Origin of the sequence: Picrophilus oshimae DSM 9789 (genome assembly GCF_900176435.1) — an archaeon.
Classification (GTDB): domain Archaea; phylum Thermoplasmatota; class Thermoplasmata; order Thermoplasmatales; family Thermoplasmataceae; genus Picrophilus; species Picrophilus oshimae.
Map to the genome: position 1 here is coordinate 49,441 of NZ_FWYE01000002.1, position 22,084 is coordinate 71,524.

Here is a 22,084-nt window from a genome sequence, read left to right on the forward strand (position 1 = left end):
TCTTTGTTTTAGCAACTTAAGTATTAAATAATAATTATCAATAATAGCACAATGGTTAGATACATACCCATGGGTAATGGGAAGATCCTTGTGAGCTTTAATAATGATTATAATTTAACAGACTTTTACTTTTCAAAGGACATGGCTGAGAACCACAGTGCCGGAAAACCTTTCAGGTACGGTGTCTCCATTAATGATAAATTCACATGGATAAATGCTTCAAACATTGTTTCTAAGGATTATTATGATCATACAATGATAGGCATTGTTAAATACAATATCAACGACGTTTCATTTGAGGATGACAACTTTGTTGATATATACGAGGATGTCTATGCAAGAAAAATAAAGATAACAAACAAAAGAAAGGAAAAGATAAATGTTAAATTGTTCTTCCATCAGAATTTTTCAATTTACGGAAACAATATTGGTGATACAGGATTCTATTATCCTGATACAAATGCAATAGTGCATTACAAGGGCAGAAGGTATTTTATAATATCAACAACGGACGGAAAGAATTCATTTGACCAGTATGCCATAGGAATAAAGGATTTCAATGGCATGGCAGGTACATGGAAGGACGCCGAGGATAATAATTTATCCATGGGGCCAATAGCCATAGGCTCGGTTGATTCAACGATCAGGCACAGCATCGATATTGATCCAGAATCGCAGAAGGAGCTTTACTATTACATAGCCTGTGCCAGGGATCTTGACACAGTTTTAAGGATTAATAAGAATATGAGCACGGGCAAGCTTGACAGAATGATGAAGAGAACGGAGAACTTCTGGGAGCTCTGGGTTTCAAAGTCGCCGTTAAATTTAACAACAGAGCTAAATGAGATGTACAAAAAATCACTTTTTATTATAAGGTCACATATAAATGAGAAGGGCGCAGTCATGGCCTCAAGCGATAGCGATATACTTAGAAGCAACATGGATTCATATTACTATTCATGGCCAAGGGATGCCGGCTATGCTGCAATATCAATGATTGTTTCAGAGCATAGTGATCCGGCAAAGCTATTCTTCGATTTTTGCATAAATACAATATCAAAAGATGGATATTTTTATCATAAGTACAACCCTGATGGAAAGATTGCAAGCAGCTGGCTTCCATACATTATGGATGGAAAGAGAATACTCCCGATACAGGAGGACGAATCGGCAATAGTTATAATAGCAGCCTGGTACTATTATTCAACAAACAATGATATTGAGTACATATCATATTTATACGAGAGATTAATTAAAAGGGTTGCCGAGTTTTTATACAATTTTACATACGATAACGGCCTTCCAAAGGAATCATTTGATCTCTGGGAGGAGCGCTTTGGAATACATACATATACCGTTGCCTCTGTTTACATTGCACTTATATACGCGGCGAATTTTGCCGAGATATTCAATGAGACCGATCTTGCAAGGAAATACAAGTCAAAGGCTGATAAGATGCTCGAATCCTTTGAAAAGATGTTTTATTCAGATGATCTTGGCTACTATGCAAGGCGCATATACAATGGAGACGTGGATTTTGTGCTTGATTCATCTGTTCTCTGGCTGGTGATCTTTGGAATTAAAAAGCCGGACGATCCGAGAATTGTATCCACGGTGAAGGCCATAGAGAAGAAGCTCTGGGTTCCAGGCATTGGCGGGATAGCAAGGTACGAGGGTGATTACTACCAGAGGATTTCAGGTAAAAACATACCAGGCAATCCATGGATAATAACAACCCTGTGGCTTGCAGATTATTATATAATGGCCGGAAACACGGGCAGGGCACTTGAATTGATAAACTGGGTGGTACAGCACAGCGAGGAATCAGGAATATTATCAGAACAGATAAATCCTGACAATGGCGAGCCAATATCTGTATCACCGCTGATATGGTCGCACTCACAGCTCGTTTTAACACTTAAAAGGTATAAGGATGCCATTAAAAATAAGGGAATTCAATGATAATGATATAAATGGCATATACAAAGTCGAGCTGCTATCTTTTGGCAGCGGGGCCTACTCATACGAGATGATAGATGAAATGCTGCATGATAAAAACAGCATTACACTGGTTCTTGATAACAATAATATTATAGGATACGCAACCGCCGTTAAATTAAACAGTAGTTCAATGGATGTAGAGAGCATAGCGGTAATTCCAGAATACCAGGGGCACGGCTACGGAAAACTGCTTTTATCCAGTTTGGAAGATAAAATGAGGGGGCTTGGATATTTATATTCCATTCTTGAGGTTAGATCAATGAATTACAGGGCAATATCCATGTACAAAAAGAACGGATACAGGGAGATTGAATACATAAAAAATTACTATGAGGTAAACGATCCTGGCGGCAGGGACGCAATAAGGATGATAAAATCACTTCATTAAAAAGATGTATTTATTCGATATATAATCATCAAGGGCCCTTATTATTGGAGATATATCCTTTAAATTTTCCTTTCTGTTGTTTACATAAACGTATATATTATTTTTTATTCTGTCCGAGCCGAAGAAGGAAAGCGGCGGTATAACATCGATGATGTTTTTTGAGAGTTTTTTATATTCATTTTCATCGTACTTTATCCTTTTGTATACCTTGTAAAGCCTTCTGTTCATTATGTTTCTTATAATATTGCATGATTTGTCATATTTAAGCATGTCATACATTAATTCAAAGTCGGTCTTTTTAAGATCCTTTACATCATATGAATAGTTTTTATATGCAATCTCAAGCATCTTCTGTGCTATCCTGCATGTTTTATGAAAGTAAACGCTTTTATACATTATCAGCCTGGCTATCATTGCCGCCTCAATTGCAGGTATGCCCTTCTCCTCTATTATTAGATCATTATTATCCATTGATGATGTGTTTATTATCCTCTCGTAATCTATATTAATGCCTGTACCGGTATAAAAGGCATCACGCCTTATATAATCAAGCTCGTCAGAATCAACAGGCCCGCTTATTATCCATGAGTAACTTGATTTTTTGCCTGTTGCAAGATCCGATACCATTTTTAGATCATAATGGTATTTTTCTATTATCTCAGGGATCTTGCTGTCATTGTATGGATAAATGCCATTTATTATTTTAAAGGTCATGTCCTCGTGCCTCATGCCATAAAGTTCATTGAATAGATCCTCAAGGGAGTGGCTGAATGGTGGATGCCCAATATCATGGAGCATGGCTGCTATGCCTATTTCCTCGGCATCTATGTTAAGATGATCCATGAACTTCCTTGCTATAAACATCGTTCCTATTGAATGCTCGAACCTGGTATGGTTTGCACCTGGAAAGACAAGATTGCACATACCAAGCTGCTTTATATATCTTAACCTCTGAAAATAATCAGAATCAAGTAATTCTAAATACACTCCTGAGATCTTTATCATTCCATTTAGCGGATCCTCTATGATCTTGTAATCCATAAAATCTTTATAAAAAACATGCTATAAATATAACCAATATTAGGAAATTTTTTATGCATTGTTTATATTATCTCTTGCTGGACTTGGCCGGGAAGCCAGGCACTTCCTGTTACCCGAAGCCTAAATGCGGGGGCGACAGCCGGTTGAGGGCAACCAGGCCTCCATAGGGTCCCTGTGGAAGCAATGAATCTCTGTCCTCCTTGGTCCTGGGTTTATGCGTGCATTTCCAAAGGGAGATGCATGCATAATCTGTCCGGTGAACCCGCCAGGCCCGGAAGGGAGCAACGGTGGCTGGAACCAAGGATGCTAGGAGGGTGCGGGGACGAGTGGAAGCAGGGGGCAGCCCTATGGGCGCCTGGTCCGATTCCGGCGTGTCCAGCATTTTAAAGACGCAAACATTAATAATTTTTATGATATATTTGTTCATGAGGGATCAGACAGTAAACGACCTTTTAAGATTAAAAAACATAGCAGAGTTGAAAATAAGAAAAGACATGATCGCCGTTGTGATTAGGGACAATTATAAAAATTATAAGAGCGATTACAATAAATCATATTTAAATGTATATAACCTGAATTTTGATCTGCTGTTCTCATATGATGGAAACATACATTCAATAGACTTTTCTGATGATGAAAGACTGTTATTTGCCGATGGGAGATATATAAATATACTTGATGCCAAAAAATGGACAAGGCTCTCTGTTGATACATCTGTTAATGTTGATGCTGCAAGATGGCACTCTGGATCGGTAATATTCACCGGATCAAAAAAGCCCGAGGAATCAGAGGACGATGCATACTACTTTGAGGAGAGCGACAGCTATAATGACCTATTTATTATGGATTTCAGTCATGGTATTAAAAAGATAACAGAGGACATAAACATCTGGGAATTTGATACAAATGGCAGTGACATAGTTTTGATAGCATCGGATAAACCCCAGGAGAGCTCATGGTATAAATCCTCCGTTTATATCATTGTTAATAACAGGCCTGTAAAATTATACGATCCAGGATTCAGGCAGATAGGAAAGATAAGAATATCAAATGATAATAAAATAGCGTTCCTTGAATCAATAATGAGTGACAGGGGTGTTGTCTCCGGCGACGTTATATTAATAGATCAAAACCATGTAAAAAATTTAACGGAAAATTATGATAGAACCTATTCGCATGTTGAGTTTATAAATAACAGCATATACGCCCTTGAAAACCACATGGGTAACTTTTCAATAAGGAATCTCAATAACAATGAGATAATGGCCATAGGCTCCGGCATCGTTTATCCTGTTTTTTCTCCCATGTTTTCATATGATGATGGAAACTTCGTTTATGCATTTTCAGATAAAAATAATCCGCCAGAGGTTATAATCTCAGGAAGGCATTCTGGAAGATCGTCAATTAATTCATCGCTGCTTGATCTTGATGCATATCCAGGTCAATTAATCGAGTGGGAATCTTCAGGGAAAAGAATATACGGTTTTCTGCGGTGCAGAAATAAAGATGATCCGTTAATAGTTTATATCCACGGCGGGCCGACGTCGTTCTCATACCTATCATTCATTGACAGAACCTCGGTATACCTTGGCTACGGCTTCTCGGTTTTTATGCCAAATTACCGCGGCAGCATAGGCCTTGGAAGGGAATATGCAGAATCAAACATCGGTGATCTTGGCGGCATGGACTTCGAGGATATAATTTCCGGAATAAGATATATAATGGATAAAAAAATGGTAACAACCGACAGAATATACATAACCGGTGGATCGTACGGGGGTTACATATCAGCGCTTGCACTGTTTAAAAGTGATATTTTCAAGGCCTCGGTATCACTGTTTGGAATATCGGACTGGTTTAGCTTCCACGGAACCAGCAGCCTTTATGAATGGGACAGGATACACATGAACGATGATCCATACGCAGATGGAAAATATAAATATTATTCGCCAATAATGATGAAACACGATGTTAAAACACCAGTGCTTTTAATGCATGGAATAAACGATCCATATGTGCCTGTGGGCCAGTACTATCAATTATACAGGTACCTGAAGGATCACAACAAAAATGTCAGACTTTTGCTTTTCGCAAGAGAGGGTCACGGATTCACTGAAAAGGAGCATATAATAAGGCAGTACGAGGAAACAATAAAATTTTTTAATGAGTATAAATAATTAATTTTCCGCCGCCTGCCTATAATTTGAAATCAGCCTATTTATATATTTATCGGCTGAGCCCTTTATCATCCTGGATCCTGCAGCTGCTGCCGCACCGGCTATATTTACATCGGCACTGTATTTTACATTTACCGGGTTATTACCACTGTAATCAAAGTATGCCTTGAAATCAACGGATACACCGGAGCCGGAGCCCTTCGCAGTGATCTCTATTCTTTTATTATCAATGTTGTTTCCGTAGCTTATTTCAAGATTAAATTTACCCTTTATAAAAGATACGCCGGCCTTTGCGGTTATTTTTAATCTGTTCTCCTCAATGTGGTACTCTATTAAATCCGGTATCAGCTTTATTAAATTATTATAATCACTTAGGATATTATATGCCCTTTCTATGTCTGAGTTTATCTCAAATTCACCGTTGAAATTAAGCATGTAATGTTATTTTATTGTATTAAATAATAATTATCTTTTTCCTGTAAAAACCAAATTTATTTATATTTATGTAACGCGTTTCCTCTTCCTTGAAAGAATTAGAACCAGTGCGATAAGGACTATTACTATTGGAATATAAAGTATGTTGAACCCCGGTGTCTGGTTTTTCCATACAAGATCTATTGTTATATTGTTCCCTGTTACATTAAATGTGCCGTTTTTTGTAACCGGTATGAAATAATTATTGTATGAGCCTATTCTATAATTGTATGTCCCGTTTTTTAGGTAAATGTATGCATTCGCTCCAGTTAAATTGTATCTGTTTCCATTTATTATAATGTACCAGTTCACATCATTGGTTAGATTCGATGATACAAAGGATACCCTGTAATAATTTAATGCTATTACAGAGGCAGAGTTTGATTTAATTATTATGGTTTTGCTGTATATTATATTATTATCTGATCTTATTGTAATGTTGTATTTTCCAGGTATTAATGTTATGTTTGCATCACCGTTTTTAAATCCGTATGATTTGCCGTTAATATTTATTATTCCGGTCTTTATTCCTGAATAAAGATTTATGTAACCAACGTCGTTTGAGTTGTATATCATCTTTAACCTTCCGCTTCCACTGGTAATATGCGCAAATAAACTCCCATTTGCATTGTAAACACCAGTGTCTGTTACATTTGATACGGTCTCTGCGGTGTCAACGCCGTAATCATATGCGTTGTTTATCTCCTGATAGTTGTTTCCATTCCAGTAATAAAGTGATAATAGAATATTTGATGACAGGTCAACGGTTGATGAGCCATTGCCAGGGCCGCCTATGATTAACTCCGCATCTGATAAAAGGCCGGCAGGATTGTAATTGTATCCATTAACCATGAAATGATAGCTTCCATTTTCATTGAATATAACTGTATCATATTTTACCCATGAATTTGAATCAAAATAATAAAAATTAACTGCAGGCTTGTTATTTATCTCGGTATCGTTAACCATTAAAGATATCCTCGCCGGATATTTTAGATCAATATTATTACCAGGAAAATCCTGCGGTGCACAGTAATAATAAAATCTTCCATGATCTGCTATTGTTCCATTGCCTGATAATGAATTAAAATGCAGGCTTGCATTACTGGATGAATAATTCCAGACGTTGTCTATAAACGCTATGCAGTTATCCGTTGTATTTATGTATGCAACGTCCTGAATCCAGTAATCATATGTTTTATTGCCGAAAATAAAGAAATTTGTGTTTAACTGAATCGAAAAGCTTGTTGATTTTGATGTGTAATTATAAAATGTTGCATTGTATATTGTTATTGAACCCATGAAGGATGATGTATTAAGATAAAATGGTGATCCTGAATCCAGACCAAGGTCGCTTATACCCATTGGCGCCGGTTCACCCTTAATAAAATAACCCGGATTAACCTGATAATTTTTATTTAAATGATTGTTATTTGCAAATCCAGGTATTGATATTAATATAATAATGATCATTGATAAAACGATGATCTTTTTTATCATGAATTTCATAACAAAAGATCGTTTATTATATTTTTCATTCTGGATGGTTTAATTTATATATAAAATAATCATGGAATGCCATGGAAAGGATCTGCGTTATTGGCGGTGGCATCACAGGCCTGTTTACAGCCCTGGATCTTTCAATAAACGGTTTTGATGTAACATTAATAGAAAAAAATAGGATATTATCAGGAGCCTCCGGAAGATTCCATGGAATGCTCCACAGTGGTTCAAGGTATTCGGTGAACGATAAAAAATCAGCCAGGGAATGCATAAGTGAGAATAGGATAATAAGCAGTAATGCATCAATGTTTGTTAACAATACCGGAGGTTACTTCATCGGCATAAACGATGAAGACCTTGATTATGGAAAAAAACTTATACATGAAAATAAAATAATAGGTATAGAAACCGATGAAATCGAAATAAATGATTTAATGAAGATTGAGCCATACATAAATAAAAATACACTCATGGCCCTAAAGGTCCCGGATAAAACCATAAACGGGCATGCATTTGCAGGTGCGGTTGCCGTTGAGGCCTCAATGAATGGCGCAAGAATCCTTGACAATTCAATGATAATCGATGCAGATGTTTCAGATGGTTACATAAACAATGTTAGGATATCAAAGGACAATGATGTTTTCAATGAATCCTTTGATTTTTATGTAAACACGGCAGGTGCATGGTCATCAGAGGTTCTTAAAAAATTTGGGATAGACAGCCTTGATGTTATGCCAACGCTTGGATACATGGCAAGCTACAATTTCAGGTTTTCAAATTCAATAATAAACAGGATGAGGGAGCCATCTGATGGTGATATAATTGTACCATACGGTTCGCACTCTGTTGCCGGAACTATAGCAATAGTTTCAGATGACCCCGATAATAATAATGTAGATAACGATGATATAAAGATGATGATCGATGAGGTCTCTGAAATGATTCCAGCAATTAAATATTTTAATTACGAAAAATTATACTATTCCATGAGGCCGCTGGTCAGGAATGGCAATCCAAGGGGTTCAAGGGACTTCATGATCTATGACAACCTGGGCAATTTAATATCGTCAATAGGCGGAAAATTCACAACAGCCAGGCTAAATGCCGAGGAAATAACAGATAATATTATTAAAAAATTTGGATCACATAGGAATTATAAGACTTCTGATATAAACTTTAACGAGACGTTTAGCAGATTCATTGAAAGGAATGATCTTAATATTAACTACATAAATTATATAAAAAGCCTTTACAATTCAATGGACTACGAATATGCATTGCATATAATGTCATCATATTTATTAAGCCGGGTGGTGCATTGAACATCTCTGGTGATTTCGAATCAGAATCGGATTACGAAAGATGCCTGGAATTTCTTGGGGATATAAATAATATAATGTCATGCATGCCATTGTATGATATCAGCATTTCTGATAAAATAAATGCAAAAATAAAGATAGACCTATCATTTTTAAACATGGATTCATTAAAAAGCATAACCGGGAGGTTATCCTTTAATTACATTAAAACAGGGAACGTGGTCTCTGTTAATGGTACGGGCAGGGCTGCAGGGGCCAGCATAAAATTTAAAATAGAGATAATTATCAGTTCAGGCGATAAAACCAGGATAATATGGAATGCGGACTTTGATCCGGGAATTATATTAAAGCTGCTCGGCAGTGAAAGGGTTTATGATGCATCCAGGATTAATATTGAAAATGCAATAAAATGCATAAAATTAAAGATGGATAATCTATGATATTGATAAATTAACGGCATGCCTCCATTTTTTATATAAATATCTGTAATCCCTTCCTGATGGCGTATAAATTCTTTCTATACCAGGTTTATTTATATCCTTTATAATTCCAGAGGCTGTGCCGGCCATTGCAGCTATGCCAAATGATGTTATCTCATGTTCATTTAATGTTATTACATCGATGTTTGATAGATCTGATATGAACTGCATTAAAAACTCATTTCTTGACCCGGAGCCGTCGCATGTCATGTACTTCCTGTTTTTTATCTCCTTTAGTATATCATAGACCTGAAAGCCGATGCCCTGGATTGCTGCAGAAAGCAGCTCAGAACCGGTTGAGTTATAGTCAATGCCTGTTATTACTGTTCTTGCACCAGGTTCCCAGTATGGAGCACCAAGGCCAGAAAATGCAGGAACCATAACTATCCTGTTCTGATAAACAGGATCTCCTGAAAATGTACTCCTTGCCCAGTTGTAAAATGATCCTGAATCAAATATTGAGCCCTCAAGTGCATACTTTATATTATTTTCCATGGACCATGCTATTGTTTTTAAAAGCCTGCTGCTTCCATTTAAATCTGAAGTCAATGACATTATAAATGTTCCGGTTCCAAAAGTGGCCTTTACCGGATCGTCCTTTATTAAATTATGACCGAAAAGTGATGAATTTTGATCGCCTAAAACAGCGTTTATATCAATACCATGCCATGAACCAAAGAATGAATCTGATGGCATGGGCTCTGGAAGCATCTTTTCTGGTATATCAAGAATTTTTAGGATTTCATCATCGTATTCCAGATTTTTTATGTTGAAAAGCATTGTTCTTGATGCATTTGAGTAATCTGTAACATGCCTGTTCAGCATCTTGTATAATATATAAGAATCAACCGTTCCGAATTTTATCCTGCCATTGGCTGCCTTCTCCCTTAACAATGGATTTCTTGACATTAGGTATTTTATCTTTATCGCGCTGAAGTATGGATCTGGTATTAAGCCCGTTTTTTTAATAAAAAGATCGCCGTATTCCTTTTTTAACATTTTTGCGTATGAGGAAAATCTCTTATCCTGCCATGATATTGCATTTGCCAGTGGCATGCCCTCATTGTTCCAGAATATTGATGTCTCCCTTTGATTTGTTACGCCAATTGCCCTGATATGAAATCTTTTAATGGCATCTTTGATATTTATCATTGTTTTGTTATAAATTTCATTTGGGTCCTGTTCTGCCGTTCTATTGTTATGAAATGTTCTTATTCTCCTTTTGCTTGAATATAATGTGTTCATTTCATTATCATAGACGGTGAATCTTGTGGAGCCTGTACCCTCATCAACTGCACCTATCATTGAATTTCAATGTTTAATAAATTATTATTATTTTCCTTTTTTGAATATTGCAATAAAAAGTATCATTCCATGCGACTAAAAATATTTAAATTAGTAAAAAACATATATAAAAATGAAGAGATGGCATGGCAGTGGAGTTATAAGTGTACCTGTTGCAACTGCTGTGGGCCTTGGCGCAATAATAGGTGCAGGCATATTTGTCCTTAGCGGAACTGCAATAGCACTTGCCGGTGCCAATGCCCTTTTTTCCTTTATCCTTGTTGGCATACTTGCAGTGATTATTGCAGTGCAATTTGGAGAGCTAGGATCGATAATGCCAAACGCAAAGGGCGCATCCTTTTCATATACGTACAATGCCTTTGGAAGTGAGCTTGGGTTCATAATAGGTATACTTTTATATTTCAGCTTTGCAACGGCAATTTCCGCAATAGCCCTGGGCTTTGGTTCCTACCTTTCAAGCGTGCTTTTACTTCATGGTAATAATTATCCAATAATGTTCGCCATTTTATTAATATTTATTTTATCAATTGTAAATATAATTGGAATAAAAAAGGCTGCAAGGCTCGATTCATTTCTTGTCTTGATAAAGCTTTTAATTTTAACAGTATTTATAATATCGGCTGTTTTGCTGGCCCATTTTTCTGGGACATTGAATTTAAACAATTTTCATGGTTCGGCCAGACAATCCGGTGTTTTACCTGTTCTTTCTGCAAGCATAGCTGTATTCTTTGCATACTCAGGATTTCAGTCCATTTCAACAATAACATCAAATGTCAGGGGCGGCGCTTCCGGTGCTGCAAGGGCGATAGTACTATCCGTGGTTATAAGCATGATTTTTTACATCCTGGTCATTTTTGCATTGATGCTGATGGTACCTGCATCAAAATTTGTAATATCGGCTGATCCGCTTTCCTTTGCATTAAAATATGTAAGGGCACCATACAGTATTTTTATACTTGTTGATGCCGGTGCACTTATGGCAACTGCATCGGCAACTCTTGCAATGATACTTACATCCTCAAGGGTGATATATCAAATCTCTGAGAATAAACTTTTACCAGGATTTTTTAGAAAATACGATAGGAAAAGGGATGTGCCAATAAATGGTGTAATTTTATCAGCATTAATAGGTGTTGCAATGCTATTCTCCGGCAATATTTATATTATAGCCGCAATTAGCAATTTTGGGCTTTTAATTTCATACCTTGTTTCATCCCTTGCATTAATACACTTCAGGAGAAACAATAAAACCGGAAGCTTTAAAACACCATTTTACCCATATATCACGGTAATAAGCATAGTTATGCTCCTTGTTTTTATTCTTGGAATGCCAAGGGAGGTTTTGGACATAGGCATGATTTTAATAATAATACTGCTTATGCTCTATTATTTTCTTGTTGAGTTCAAAAGAGACCGTGTTATACATGAGGAGCTTTTTAAATAATTTTTAGGTGGTTAAATGCAGGAAATAAAAAAGAAAATTGATATGATCCAATTAATGAAGGATCTAAAGACTTCAAACAATGGTCTTTCAGATTCCGAGGCGGGTTCAAGGCTTAACAGCTATGGTTACAATGAGGTAACCGAGAAGAAGGATAGTATATACATTAAATTCCTTAAAAAATTCTGGGCTCCTGTTCCATGGATGCTTGAGGTAACCTCTATAATAACATATATAATAGGAAGGTACATTGATACATATATAATACTTTTCCTGCTTTTTTTCAATGCAATCATTGGCTTTTTTCAGGAATCAAGGGCGAAAAACGCCGTTGAATTATTAAAAAAGAGGCTCCAGGTTACATCCAGGGTTCTAAGAAATGGAAAATGGGAATTGCTCGAATCAATTTATATCGTTCCTGGAGATATAATTAATGTAAGGTTTGGTGACATTGTACCGGCAGACTGTGCAATAATCTCAGGAAACGTTGAAACAGACCAGTCAGCACTCACAGGCGAATCATTATCTGTTTCAAAGGGTGTTTCAGATCAGCTCTTTTCAGGCTCTGTTATAAAGCGCGGTGAGGCAACAGCCGTGGTCATGGCAACCGGGGATAAAACATACTTTGGCAAAACGGCAATGCTTGTAAGTGAAGCAGGTTCCAGATCACATATAGAATCGCTTATCTTTAATATTGTGAAATATCTTATAATACTTGATGTCTCGCTTGTTATTATAACAACAATTTATTCAATTTTAATTAATGTTCCATTTAATGATATTATCCCGTTTTCACTTGTGCTTCTTATAACTTCAATACCCGTGGCACTGCCCGCAACCTTTACGATAGCAATGGCCATTGGTGCAATGGACATGGCAAAAAAGGGAGCCATTGTAACAAGGTTAAATGCAATAGAGGATGCCGCATCAATGGATATACTTTGCTCAGATAAAACAGGAACGATAACAGAGAATGTTCTTACAGTAAGGGATCCGTATCCTGTTGGATGCAGCATCAACGAACTCATGGAACTGGCCATGTATGCATCAGAGGAGAAATCAGAGGATCCAATAGATATTGCAATAATAAATTTTGCAAGGAATATTAAAATAAATATTGATTATAATAATGTAAAAAATTTTATTCCCTTTGATCCGGCAACAAAAAGAACCGAGGCTGTTGTTTTAAAAAATGGTAAAACAACAAGAATTTTAAAGGGTGCACCGCAGGTTATAGCAGGCCTTTGCGGTTTTAATTATTCAGGGATATCATCAAAAATTGATGAGTTTGCCCGCTTTGGCTACCGTGTAATAGCTGTGGCCACCATTGATGAAAAGCCTGCTTTTAAAGGCTTAATACCAATGTATGATCCTCCAAGAAAGGATTCCGCTGAGTTAATAAAGGAGCTTGGAGATCTTGGAATTTCAGTAAAAATGGTTACAGGTGATAATAAGGAGATAGCCGCAAAGATAGCAGGCGAGGTTGGTATCTCTGGAATGGCATGCAATGTCCATGAGAATTTTGATGTAAATAAATGCTCTGTTTTTTCTGAGGTTTTCCCTGAGGACAAGTTTAAAATAGTAATGGAGCTGCAAAAAGATGGTCATGTCACCGGAATGACTGGAGACGGCGTTAATGATGCACCTGCACTCAAGCAGGCCGAGGTTGGCATAGCCGTTAGCAATGCGACTGATGTTGCAAAGGCCTCTGCAAGCATAGTTCTTACACATCAGGGTATAGTTGATATTGTTGAATCCGTAAAGGATGGGAGAAGAATATACCAGAGAATGTTAACATATACATTAAATAAAATTATAAAGACAATACAGGTTGTTCTGTTTTTAACAACAGCATTTTTTGCGGTAAAATTCTTTGTTACAACGCCGTTTGACATAATTTTACTGCTCTTTGCAAATGATTTTGTGACCATGTAAATTGCAACCGATAATGTAAGATATTCAAAAAAGCCTGAAAAATGGAATGTTATGTCCCTTGTTTACTCATCAGGATTGATTGCAGCCCTTATGGTAATTGAGGGGTTTTTAATTCTTTACATAGGCATCTATGAATATTTACCTGTTAATGGTATACATACCATAATCTTTGACATGCTTGTTTTTTCAGGATTATTTAATGTTATAATGGTAAGGGAAAGAGGACATTTCTGGCATTCAAGGCCAAGCAACACCCTGCTTCTATCGATAATCATTGATATAATTTTTGTATCCTTTATATCATATTATGGAATACTTATCAGTGCAATACCATTATATTTAATTATCATCACTGTTTTAATTGCATTTTCCTGGATGGCCGCTGTTGATCTTTTGAAAAACCTTGTTTTTAGAAGATTTAACCTTTAGATTGTTTTTATAATAATTTTCCTGAAACGTTTAAATAAAAATATTGTATAAATATAAAATGAACTGCGATGATATAGGCTTTATCAGAATATACGACAGGAACGGTCATTACGTTGATATAAGCCATGAGGACAGTGTTAATATATGCAGTGAGGCTGTAGAAACAGGAAACGATATAGCAGACATAATAAGAAAAAGATATATGAGAAACCTAAAATTAATAAAATTTATGGATATGGATTAATTTTAATGAATAATATTTATTTAACCAGTAATTATATTTATATGCCTTATATTTTATTTTAAATAATTTATGTTCCCGCTTTTTACATTTAATATCCATAAAGATTTAAAATTGGGCAGCATGCGCAGAAAGATAATATGGCTTTCTTTTGCACTCTTAATCCTTAAGGATATTATTATACAATCTTATAAATATCCTTAATTTATGATAACATTTACCATGGATATAATTAAGATAATGACAAAGAGGCCTGGCCAAATAGGATAACAATTATCCTGCAATTTCAGATCTCTTTGATCTCAACATATTGTCAAGATGAATGTTTTAAGTAAATAATTCCATGGTTTCTATGAATCTATTAAATAAGATGATTATTCTAAAAATTAAAAAAATGATGCTATAATTCCCCAGGATTGCGCAATGGAAATCATTTAAAAGTGATTCGATTTTAATGATTTTTAATGCCTGAGAAATGTATAAATATTAGATTTAACTTACACATCAGGAGGTGTTAATATGGTAAAATTCGTCAGGTTTTATGATGACGATGATGACGATTACGATGACGACGATGACGATGACTTCTAATTTAAATAATAGTTTATAATTTATTTTTATGAAGATACTTGTTATAGGTGGTGGCGCTGCCGGCATGTCCGCGGCATCAAAGGCAAGGCGCATGGACAGGGACGCTGATATAACTGTTTTTGAGGATGGCCCATTTGTGTCATACGCGGAATGCGGGATGCCATACTATCTTGCCGGATATTTTAATGATTACAATGACCTTTTACATTATAAAATCGAGGAATTTACAGAGAAAAGAGGTATAAATGTAATAACAAATGAGAAAATTAAAGACGTTGATGTAAAAAATAGGATTGTTTATTCAAAAAACAGATCATATGAATACGATAAGCTTGTTATAGCCAGCGGTGCATCCCCAAGAATTCCAGATGAGTTTAAAGATTATGCGTTATCATTAAGAAGCATGGAGGATGCAATAAGATTAAATGATATGCTTAAAAGATCCAGGGATATAACAATAGTTGGTGCAGGTGTTCTTGGCACCGAGCTTTACAGCCTACTAAAAAAAAGGCATCATGTTAGACTAATATCAAAGCATGATCACGTTCTGCCCTACTTTGATGATGATATGTCAGATATATTAAAAAACATATGCGATGATAATATAGAATACAATTCATTACCCATTGAAATATCATACAACGGCAGATACAAAATAAAGACCTCTCTTGGTTCACATGAGTCCGACCTTGTAATATTTGCAACAGGCATAGAGCCGAACACATCATTTATAAAAGATGGAATAAAAAAGGATGGTTATGGCAGAATAATCGTTGATGATTATTTAATGGCCTGTGATGATGTATATGCTGCCGGGGATGCTGTTACAACAAAGAACATCGTCACTGGTTTAAATGATTACTTTCCACTGGCCCAGGTTGCAAACAAGATGGGGAGGATCATAGGCGTAAATCTATTTGGCAACAGGATAAAATTTCCCGGGTCCCTTGGGACAACGATAATAAACTTAAATGATTACCAGGTTGGCTACACAGGAATAAATGAAAGAACGGCAAGAAAATTAAACATAAAATATGACAGGATACTTATAAAGGGTGAGAGCCGTTCAAAGTATCTTCATGGCAGTGATGTTTACACAAAGATCATTTACAGTGAGGATGGCAGGCTGATTGGTGCACAGGTAATATCAAGGGAGAATGGTGCGTGGAGATTAAATGTGCTTGCAACTGCAATATATTCAAAAATGCACATAGATGATTTGTTCTTTAATGACCTGGGCTACGAGCCTGAATACGGTCCTGTATGGGATCCAATAGTTATTGCCGGCAGTCTTGGCCTAGATAAACTTCAGGGCTATGGTAAATGATGCAAGTATTGCAATTGTTACAATAACGGCCACTGCGAAGTATTTAACAAGATTGCCATTAAAGAACACGAATAAAAAGAAGTTTACTATCTCCTTCATTTTTAACTTTGACTTTCCATCCTCTCTCTTGACAAAGTTAACAGGGTATTCCTCTATTTTAAACCCGTTTTTGTGAAGCCTGTTTAATATATCTATCTGACCAACGTAGCCGTTTTCTATATCCACCTGCCTTGCAAGGAAGTCGCATGCCCTCCTGCTGTATATCCTAAAGCCTGATGTGCAGTCATGCACATTTAAATTAAATGACAGTCTAAAAAGCCTGTTTGCGGTCTTGCTTATTATCTGCCTTATAAATTCATCATGTGTTTCACCGTTGTCTATGTACCTTGATCCGATAACAAGATCTGCATTTGTTTTAATGGCCTTTTCGATCATGCCCTTAATATCCTCAGGTCTATGGGACAGATCAGCATCCATTATAACAACATAATCAGATCTTGTTGCACGCATGCCATCAATTTCAGCACTTATCAAACCAAGCTTCCCGCTTCTTACTATGAAATGGACTCCTGGATATGATCTGGCAACCTCATCACTGCCATCATGTGAGCCATCATCTATAATATATATTGAGTTTAAGCTCTGCTTATGGAGCCTCGGAATTAATTTTATTATATTGTTTTTTTCATTTAGTGTAGGTATAACCACACTTACATCCGGCATAAAAAAGATATGGTAACTGTGTATATATAATTTTATTTTAAAATTTTATATATTTTCTATAGAAACTATTTATTATAAATCTTCCTAAGATCCTCTATTGTATCTATGTCATAAAGAACATTTGGTTCAACAGGATAAAAAAGGGCATCATTTTTATTTTCCATTATTATTTTTTTGCCGCCGGCATCACCGCGGAGATTCATAATCTGATTAAAATATTTTCTTGAAAATGCGCTTGGAGGCGAGTATAATTCGCCTGAAAAGAACATTCCAAGACCCTTATTATTAAAATTCATTTTTTCCACAAAGTCATCTATTATAAATCCAGGGACAAAGGGCATATCCGCAAGTGTAAAGACTGCAAGCCCGTTTTTAACGAAATCAATTGCAAGCCTTATTGAATATGATATCCCAAGATCCGGCCTGTCATTTATAATAATTTTATAATCCTCTGTATTATAATAATTTGATTTGCTGAAAACTATGATCTTTTCATCGGCATGTGATCCTTTAAGATTTTTTAATGTATACCCTATTAATGGCATTCCATAAAGATCTGAAAGGAGCTTGTTTGAGCCAAAACGCCTGGAAAGACCTGAAGCAAGAACTATGAGCGTGTAATTCAATAAAGTGCCTCCCTTATATTGTATCTTGAAATCCTGGCATCGGTTTCTATAAATTTTTCTATACTCTCGTTGCTTCCTGTTAGGCTGACATCGTTATAATAGGCGTACTCCCTGAGCTCAAAGCCCGGAATTAACCTTGATATGTATAAAATATCATCCTTATCAAGGTTCAATGATTTTATAAACCTTGATGTTTCCCTGACATGGCTTTTATAAAGATCGCCTTTAATATCCATTATTATGATGCCAAGGTTTATTCCAGACTCCTTTATCATGTTTATATATCTCTTGGTTGTCTCAATACTCAGATTTTTATTAAAGAATTTTAAAACGTATCTGCTTGCACTTTCAAGGCCTATATAGATCATTTTAAAACCATGATTTTTAAGATTTATTAAATCACCGTATCCTGTATTTAACGGGCTTGTAAAGCTATCTGAAAATGCATAAAATGGCATGTCGAAATGCTCTTTTATAATTTTAATATCCTTAAAAAGTATGTTTTTATTAATTCCAATGGCATTTGCATCACCAAGGAAGATTCCTGTCCTTGATTCCATTGAATTTTTAAAGTAATCCTTTAATGCCTTTATCTGATCGCACAGATATTTGTTAAAACCGTACTTTACATCCTTATACAATGAACAGAATGTGCACCTGTTCCATGGACAGCCATTGGTTATTCTAATATACAGTGAATGATACCTGTCCGGTGGAACCACAGGGATTTTACCATTGTATATATTAAAAAGTTTTTTTGATTCGTTTACCAGGAAACTGTAGCCATCCTCTATCCTTGGTAAATACCCTTCATTTGTATTATTTAATATATCATAGAATTCATTAATCACATCAATTTTTTCCCTTTCATTTAAAATTTTAAATTTGTTTGCCTTCATTCTTATAACATCGTTCATTAATGTTCTTCTATAGGTATAATAACCATCATTATAATACATCATCCTGCCATCGGCGTCAAGCGAGAGTATTCTGCCCGAGGCCTCTATTCTTATTATACCGCGAGAGATGTTTATCACAGAATAAGATCAATAAAATATATTAATATTTTTTTATATAAACTGATCCAGATTGCCCCTATAAAGAATGTTTAGCACATCGTTTACACGCTTATTAACATCATTATAGCTTTCACCTGTTATATTAACGTGCCCCATCTTTCTCTTTCTTCTTATCTCTGGTTTTCTGTACCAGTAAACATCATCGGCAGTTTTCATTATTTCATTGTAAACATCATCTATACCCCGGCCAAGTATGTTAACTATACCGGATGGTTTGTAAAGCTCTGGCATGATTATATTCATATTTGATATTGCCCTTATATGCTCCTGAAACTGTGATATCGAGCTTCCCTTTAATGTGTGATGACCGGTATTATGAACCCTTGGGGCGATCTCATTTACAAGAACCTTATTATTTACAATGTAGAATTCTATGCCCATTACACCTATGTAATTTAAATTGTTCATGATCTTTTTTGCAATTTCCTGCATCTCTGATTTTTTATCATTAAAAGGCGCAATGTTATAAATCAGGATGCCGTTTTTGTTGTAATTAAAGGACGGGTCAAAGAATTGAAATTCACCTGATTCTGATCTTACAGCAATTATCGAGGCCTCACTTTCATAGTTTATAAAATCCTCGACAATAAATCTTCCCAGAACATCAAGCCCCTCGAATTTGGATGTATCAGAATCATGAACGTAGAATTGACCCTTGCCATCGTAGCCACCGGCACAGGTCTTTATCACAGCATTGCCCTTGTCCCTGGCAATCTTCAATGCTTCATTAAAATTATCTGCCTTTTCATAATCAGCCTCTGGAACGTTTATAGATCTTAAAAAGTCCTTTTCAAGTGAGCGGTCCCTCTTTATTTCTATTGCCTTAAGACCCGGTCTTAATTTATTTGATTTCTCTGAATATTCCAGCGTTCTGCCATCAACGTGCTCGAATTCATATGTAATATAATCACATGAATCAACAAATTCTTTGTATTTATCGGGCGTGAAAAATTTTCTTGCCATGTATGATGCCGGTCCCGGCTCATTGTCGAGCATGTAAAAATCAACCGGCAAGTTATATGATTCGAGCATCATCATCCAGCCAAGCTGACCTGAACCAATAATGCCTATCTTCATATCTTTTCACCAAGAACCCTGTTTCTTTCATCATTATTATATTTTTCTAAATACGATCTTATCTTATCATACTTTATTGACAGTATTCTTAGCGCTAGCAATGCCGCATTTTTTGCATTGCCTATTGCAACGGTTGCAACCGGAACGCCTGATGGCATCTGCACTATCGATAGCAATGAATCGAGGCCGTTTAGATGCCTCGATGGCACCGGAACGCCTATGACAGGCAATGTTGTCATGGATGCAACCATTCCGGGCAGATGCGCGGCACCTCCTGCACCTGCTATAATAACCTCGATGCCATTGTTTAATGCACCTTTTGCAAATTCATACATAAAATCCGGGGTTCTGTGCGCCGATACTATTTTTGATATGACCTCAACGCCAAATGATTCAAGGGTTTCAATTGCGGGTTTCATGGTTTCAAGATCAGATGAGCTGCCCATAATAACCGCTACCTTCATGGCTGTATATCATTTAATGGTTAATAAATTATCATTTGAAAAATTATGATATATTTTATATAAATATTGATACTATAATATAACAAATGTATATTATAATATTAATTTTATCATTAAGTTTTTAAATTCAATTTGCTACCAATCATTATTCGTTTTTATTGCCAGTGGTTATCATGTTTACTAATTTCGTATTTTTTGTATTAAATTCGTATATTTTAAATATCATGATGCAATTACATATCATGAATGGAAAATGCAAGATGTGTGGTGAGTCAATAGAGATACCTGACGATGCCATTGTCGGTGAGCTTGTTGAGTGCGGCGGCTGCGGTATGACCTATGAGATCAGCGCAATATCAAATGGAAACGTATCATTAAAAAGTGCAGAGCATGTTGGAGAGGACTGGGGAGAATAAAAGATGCAGGTTGGCATTGTCGGTGGTTCAGGATACATTGCAGGCCAGTTGCTAAGAATGCTTGCCTTCCATAAAGATATTGAGATAAAAATTGTCTCATCAAAATCCCATGCCGGAGAAAAATTATCAAGGGTCCATCCTGATCTTTTAAATATTTTGGATTTAAGGTTCAGTGATATGAATCCTGTGGATCTTGCCTCCAGGGTTGATCTTGTCTTCCTTGCACTGCCACATGGCACATCAATAAATTATGTGCCTGATATCTATGAGATCGGAACAAAGATTATAGACATGAGTGCTGACTTTAGGCTAAAGGATCCTGATCTTTACAGGGAATGGTACGGGTTTGAACACAATTATCCTGATTTGCTGGAAAAGTTTGTTTACGGCATGCCTGAGTTCCATAGGAACGAGATAAAAAACTCAAGGTATGTATCTGTGCCAGGCTGTATAGCATCATCAACAATTTACAGTGTTGCACCATTTTCCATGCTAAATCTTGATAATAACATTGTTACTGTTGATGCAAAGGTTGGTTCATCAGGTTCAGGTTCAGGCACAGACAGCTCAAAGAATTACTCTGAAAGGTACAATTCTGTCAGGGCCTACAAACCAGTGCACCACAGGCACACACCGGAGATAGAGCAGGAAATAAAGTATATATCAGGTAAAAATATTAAAATAGCAATGTCCGCGCATTCTGTAAACATGGTGCGTGGCATATTAACAACATCTAATATCTTTATCGACCTTGATGAGCCTGATGCCCTTTCACAGCTAAGGGAGTTCTATAAAAACGAGAAATTCATCAGATTAATATTTGACAGGAAAAGCAATTTCAGGTACCCTGATCCAAAGACCGTGATAGGCACAAATTTTGCAGATCTTAGCGTGATAAGTGATGGCTACATAAAAAGAATAGTATCAATTGGCGCAATAGACAACATGATAAAGGGCGCTGCCGGCAATGCCATACAGTCAATGAATATTATGAACCATTTTGACGAGTCAGAGGGTTTGTTAATACCAGCAGCTTTTCCGGTGTGAT

General features: G+C 36.2%; 19 protein-coding genes, 1 other RNA gene and 1 pseudogene. 12 read left to right on the forward strand and 9 right to left on the reverse strand.

Features of this window, described 5'->3' with window-relative positions; all coding sequences use genetic code 11:
- Window positions 1-51: 51 nt before the first annotated feature.
- Together B8780_RS03805 and rimI are read left to right on the forward strand one after the other, a co-directional pair.
- Window positions 52-1,962 carry a glycoside hydrolase family 15 protein gene (locus B8780_RS03805; RefSeq protein ID WP_084272723.1) on the forward strand — a complete coding sequence of 637 codons (1,911 nt, stop codon included), beginning with the start codon at window positions 52-54 and terminating at the stop codon, window positions 1,960-1,962.
- A complete protein-coding gene (rimI, locus tag B8780_RS03810; protein ID WP_084272724.1) occupies window positions 1,934-2,389 on the forward strand; it encodes a ribosomal protein S18-alanine N-acetyltransferase in 456 nt (151 codons plus the stop codon). The genes B8780_RS03805 and rimI overlap by 29 nt, the downstream gene beginning before the upstream one ends.
- Here the strand turns inward: rimI and B8780_RS03815 are convergent.
- Window positions 2,378-3,430, reverse strand: coding sequence for an HD domain-containing protein (locus B8780_RS03815; RefSeq protein ID WP_084272725.1), 1,053 nt, complete (start codon window positions 3,428-3,430; stop codon window positions 2,378-2,380). The two genes, rimI and B8780_RS03815, sit on opposite strands and share 12 nt — an antisense overlap.
- 75 nt (window positions 3,431-3,505) lie before the next feature.
- On the opposite strand from B8780_RS03815, the gene ffs reads away from it, so the two are divergent.
- An RNA gene (gene ffs / locus B8780_RS03820) (signal recognition particle sRNA) lies at window positions 3,506-3,811 on the forward strand.
- Between the two features lie 44 nt (window positions 3,812-3,855).
- Window positions 3,856-5,607, forward strand: coding sequence for an alpha/beta hydrolase family protein (locus B8780_RS03825; RefSeq protein ID WP_084272726.1), 1,752 nt, complete (start codon window positions 3,856-3,858; stop codon window positions 5,605-5,607).
- On the opposite strand, the gene B8780_RS03830 is transcribed toward B8780_RS03825, so the two are convergent.
- Both B8780_RS03830 and B8780_RS03835 read right to left on the reverse strand, forming a co-directional pair.
- Window positions 5,608-6,042 carry an SRPBCC family protein gene (locus tag B8780_RS03830; RefSeq protein WP_011178289.1) on the reverse strand — a complete coding sequence of 145 codons (435 nt, stop codon included), beginning with the start codon at window positions 6,040-6,042 and terminating at the stop codon, window positions 5,608-5,610.
- Between the two features lie 66 nt (window positions 6,043-6,108).
- Entirely contained in the window at window positions 6,109-7,581 is a 1,473-nt protein-coding gene (locus B8780_RS03835; RefSeq protein ID WP_161939672.1) for a thermopsin, read from the reverse strand.
- A gap of 80 nt (window positions 7,582-7,661) precedes the next feature.
- Here B8780_RS03835 and B8780_RS03840 point away from each other — a divergent pair, with 80 nt between their 5' ends.
- Together B8780_RS03840 and B8780_RS03845 are read left to right on the forward strand one after the other, a co-directional pair.
- Entirely contained in the window at window positions 7,662-8,906 is a 1,245-nt protein-coding gene (locus B8780_RS03840; protein WP_084272728.1) for an FAD-dependent oxidoreductase, read from the forward strand.
- On the forward strand, window positions 8,903-9,343 hold the full coding sequence (locus B8780_RS03845; protein ID WP_011178286.1) for an SRPBCC family protein: 441 nt from the start codon (window positions 8,903-8,905) through the stop codon (window positions 9,341-9,343). Before B8780_RS03840 ends, B8780_RS03845 begins: the two co-directional genes overlap by 4 nt.
- Here the strand turns inward: B8780_RS03845 and B8780_RS03850 are convergent.
- A complete protein-coding gene (locus tag B8780_RS03850) occupies window positions 9,338-10,687 on the reverse strand; it encodes an FGGY family carbohydrate kinase (protein ID WP_084272729.1) in 1,350 nt (449 codons plus the stop codon). The two genes, B8780_RS03845 and B8780_RS03850, sit on opposite strands and share 6 nt — an antisense overlap.
- A gap of 112 nt (window positions 10,688-10,799) precedes the next feature.
- Here B8780_RS03850 and B8780_RS03855 point away from each other — a divergent pair, with 112 nt between their 5' ends.
- The 4 genes and pseudogenes from B8780_RS03855 to B8780_RS03870 all read left to right on the forward strand — a co-directional run bounded on the left by B8780_RS03855 (window position 10,800) and on the right by B8780_RS03870 (window position 16,651).
- Window positions 10,800-12,131 carry an APC family permease gene (locus tag B8780_RS03855; RefSeq protein WP_084272730.1) on the forward strand — a complete coding sequence of 444 codons (1,332 nt, stop codon included), beginning with the start codon at window positions 10,800-10,802 and terminating at the stop codon, window positions 12,129-12,131.
- 15 nt (window positions 12,132-12,146) lie between these two features.
- Window positions 12,147-14,492 (forward strand): annotated as a pseudogene (locus B8780_RS03860) (plasma-membrane proton-efflux P-type ATPase).
- Window positions 14,493-14,550: 58 nt separating this feature from the next.
- The gene (locus tag B8780_RS03865) at window positions 14,551-14,736 is read left to right on the forward strand and encodes a hypothetical protein (protein WP_011178282.1); all 186 of its coding nucleotides are present in this window, start codon (window positions 14,551-14,553) and stop codon (window positions 14,734-14,736) included.
- A gap of 616 nt (window positions 14,737-15,352) precedes the next feature.
- Window positions 15,353-16,651, forward strand: a complete 1,299-nt coding sequence (locus B8780_RS03870; RefSeq protein ID WP_084272731.1) for an FAD-dependent oxidoreductase — start codon at window positions 15,353-15,355, stop codon at window positions 16,649-16,651.
- On the opposite strand, the gene B8780_RS03875 is transcribed toward B8780_RS03870, so the two are convergent.
- The 5 genes from B8780_RS03875 to purE all read right to left on the reverse strand — a co-directional run bounded on the left by B8780_RS03875 (window position 16,622) and on the right by purE (window position 20,620).
- Window positions 16,622-17,374 carry a polyprenol monophosphomannose synthase gene (locus tag B8780_RS03875; protein WP_011178279.1) on the reverse strand — a complete coding sequence of 251 codons (753 nt, stop codon included), beginning with the start codon at window positions 17,372-17,374 and terminating at the stop codon, window positions 16,622-16,624. The two genes, B8780_RS03870 and B8780_RS03875, sit on opposite strands and share 30 nt — an antisense overlap.
- 65 nt (window positions 17,375-17,439) lie before the next feature.
- Window positions 17,440-18,000: a nucleotidyltransferase family protein gene (locus B8780_RS03880; protein ID WP_161939673.1), complete on the reverse strand. Its 561-nt coding sequence runs from the start codon at window positions 17,998-18,000 to the stop codon at window positions 17,440-17,442.
- The gene (locus B8780_RS03885; RefSeq protein WP_084272733.1) at window positions 17,997-19,037 is read right to left on the reverse strand and encodes a radical SAM protein; all 1,041 of its coding nucleotides are present in this window, start codon (window positions 19,035-19,037) and stop codon (window positions 17,997-17,999) included. The genes B8780_RS03880 and B8780_RS03885 overlap by 4 nt, the downstream gene beginning before the upstream one ends.
- Window positions 19,038-19,070: 33 nt before the next feature.
- Window positions 19,071-20,156 carry a 5-(carboxyamino)imidazole ribonucleotide synthase gene (locus B8780_RS03890; protein WP_084272734.1) on the reverse strand — a complete coding sequence of 362 codons (1,086 nt, stop codon included), beginning with the start codon at window positions 20,154-20,156 and terminating at the stop codon, window positions 19,071-19,073.
- Entirely contained in the window at window positions 20,153-20,620 is a 468-nt protein-coding gene (purE, locus tag B8780_RS03895) for a 5-(carboxyamino)imidazole ribonucleotide mutase (protein ID WP_048059531.1), read from the reverse strand. Before purE ends, B8780_RS03890 begins: the two co-directional genes overlap by 4 nt.
- Window positions 20,621-20,862: 242 nt before the next feature.
- On the opposite strand from purE, the gene lysW/argW reads away from it, so the two are divergent.
- Both lysW/argW and argC read left to right on the forward strand, forming a co-directional pair.
- Window positions 20,863-21,036 carry an alpha-aminoadipate/glutamate carrier protein LysW gene (lysW/argW, locus tag B8780_RS08215; protein WP_236719375.1) on the forward strand — a complete coding sequence of 58 codons (174 nt, stop codon included), beginning with the start codon at window positions 20,863-20,865 and terminating at the stop codon, window positions 21,034-21,036.
- 3 nt (window positions 21,037-21,039) lie between these two features.
- Window positions 21,040-22,083 carry an N-acetyl-gamma-glutamyl-phosphate reductase gene (gene argC / locus B8780_RS03900; protein WP_084272735.1) on the forward strand — a complete coding sequence of 348 codons (1,044 nt, stop codon included), beginning with the start codon at window positions 21,040-21,042 and terminating at the stop codon, window positions 22,081-22,083.
- Window position 22,084 lies beyond the last annotated feature (1 nt).